Annotated in this window: 3 protein-coding genes and 1 pseudogene; 1 reads left to right on the forward strand and 3 read right to left on the reverse strand. The window is 34.5% G+C overall.

Annotated elements, in window-relative coordinates; genetic code table 11:
* Positions 1 to 234: hypothetical protein (locus VGE71_RS18355; RefSeq protein ID WP_331139611.1), on the forward strand; the 234-nt coding region annotated here is incomplete at its 5' end.
* Positions 235 to 575: 341 nt separating this feature from the next.
* Here the strand turns inward: VGE71_RS18355 and VGE71_RS18360 are convergent.
* From VGE71_RS18360 to VGE71_RS18370, 3 genes and pseudogenes are all read right to left on the reverse strand, one after another.
* A complete protein-coding gene (locus VGE71_RS18360) occupies positions 576 to 866 on the reverse strand; it encodes a helix-turn-helix domain-containing protein (RefSeq protein WP_017257785.1) in 291 nt (96 codons plus the stop codon).
* The gene (locus tag VGE71_RS18365) at positions 856 to 1,116 is read right to left on the reverse strand and encodes a type II toxin-antitoxin system RelE/ParE family toxin (RefSeq protein WP_331139612.1); all 261 of its coding nucleotides are present in this window, start codon (positions 1,114 to 1,116) and stop codon (positions 856 to 858) included. Before VGE71_RS18365 ends, VGE71_RS18360 begins: the two co-directional genes overlap by 11 nt.
* A 221-nt stretch (positions 1,117 to 1,337) precedes the next feature.
* Positions 1,338 to 1,567: pseudogene (locus tag VGE71_RS18370) on the reverse strand (MFS transporter); the annotation flags it as partial.

The following is a 1,567-nucleotide window of genomic DNA, read 5'->3' on the forward strand; positions in this document are numbered from 1 at the left end:
GACAAAAGCGATAAAGCTTTAACAGCGGAGCAACAAGTAAAATTAGAACAACTGACCAACAGGGTTGAGCAGATTAGAAGCATGGATAAAAGCACTATGAGTAGGGCGGAGAAAAAGGCTTTAAGATCAGAGCTTAAAGACATGAAAAAACAAGCAAATGCAATTAGCAACGGTGGTATTTACCTTTCAGTAACTGCTTTGTTAGTTATCATTATTTTATTGTTGATTCTTTAAGATTAACAATAATTATGAAAAGGCCCTCTTAGCTTTAAAGTTAAGAGGGCTTTTTATTGGATGTTTATTTTAAGATTACTTTTTGGAACTTGGACGTCTTTATTATAGAATTGTCTATAAACCGATTCGTTTCGCCATATTTTTATAGAGTCGTGAAATATTAATTCATAGAGCGCTTCGCTTAATTCTAAATACAGAACAAGGTGTAACGTTTGAAAATTTTTGCAGAAATGGCATTGCTTGCAGAACTAGTGTCGTACCCCTAAATAATTAACGAAAAACCCGAGTTGAACCACCGTCAGCCATTTTTGTGCAAATTTGTTGTCACCACTAGTGCTTTTTTAGAGTTCTATTGAAATATTGACTTTTCCGCCTAGACCTTTTTCAACAATGTCAAACAGAGTTTTTAAGGTCAGATTGCTTCCATTATTTTCAATTCTAGAAATATATTCGCGTTTTCTGTCGACTAGTTCAGCCAGTTCGGATTGGGTCAAATGTTTGTCTTCCCTTGCTTTACGCAAAAGCAAACCAATTTTGAAACTTTCAAAATCTCTTTCTAATTCGTCTCTTCGGTCGGTTCCCTTAATTCCGTAAACGTCGTTCTTGATTTCTTTCCAGCTTTTAGTTTCCATTTTTTCTTCCTTTTTGGTCGTGATATTCAGTCATTAATTTAAGAGCTTTTTCAATTTCATTCTTCGGAGTCTTCTGCGTTTTCTTCTGAAAGCCGTTCAGCAAAATAACAAGCTTTTCATTGTCGAAAAAACAGAACACACGCCAAATATTAGAACCTAATTGAATTCTTGCTTCATAAAGTCCATTAGTTCCTACCAAAAATTTAAGATAGTTTGAAGGAACTCTTTCCAGAGTTTCAATAGCTTCGATTGTTCTTGAAAATTTTGTCTTGAACCTTTTGAGGTTGAGATTTCAAGAAACTTTCAAAATAATCTTTATAAGCTATAACTTCCCTGACTTTCATTAACCAAAGGTAACTTATAAGTTACTAAAAAACAAAATAAATTATTAAGTTCCGTTGAGCGATTTTGCCTTTAAGTATTAGTGGTAACTTATATATATGCGTAGTTCTATCCACTCCACACAAAATATCAATGTTTCACCCCTGCCAAATCTTCCTTAACATGCTTATATTTAAAAATGAGCGGAAAAATAATTGCCAACAATAAAGCATAACCTGCGAAAGAAAACCAGATGCTTTGCCAGTTTCTAACGCCATCAACGGTGAAATGGTCAACCACCCAACCGCTTAAAATTCCGCCAAAAAATGCGCCCAAGCCATTCGTCATAATCATAAATAAACCTTGTGCACTTGCCCTTA

It is taken from the genome of Flavobacterium sp. (assembly GCF_036405015.1).
In the GTDB taxonomy this organism is placed as follows: domain Bacteria; phylum Bacteroidota; class Bacteroidia; order Flavobacteriales; family Flavobacteriaceae; genus Flavobacterium.

What these genes read in the sequence shown, in the direction of transcription:
- VGE71_RS18360 (WP_017257785.1), bottom strand. Translation starts at nt 866, where the DNA reads ATGGAAACTAAAAGCTGGAAAGAAATCAAGAACGACGTTTACGGAATT.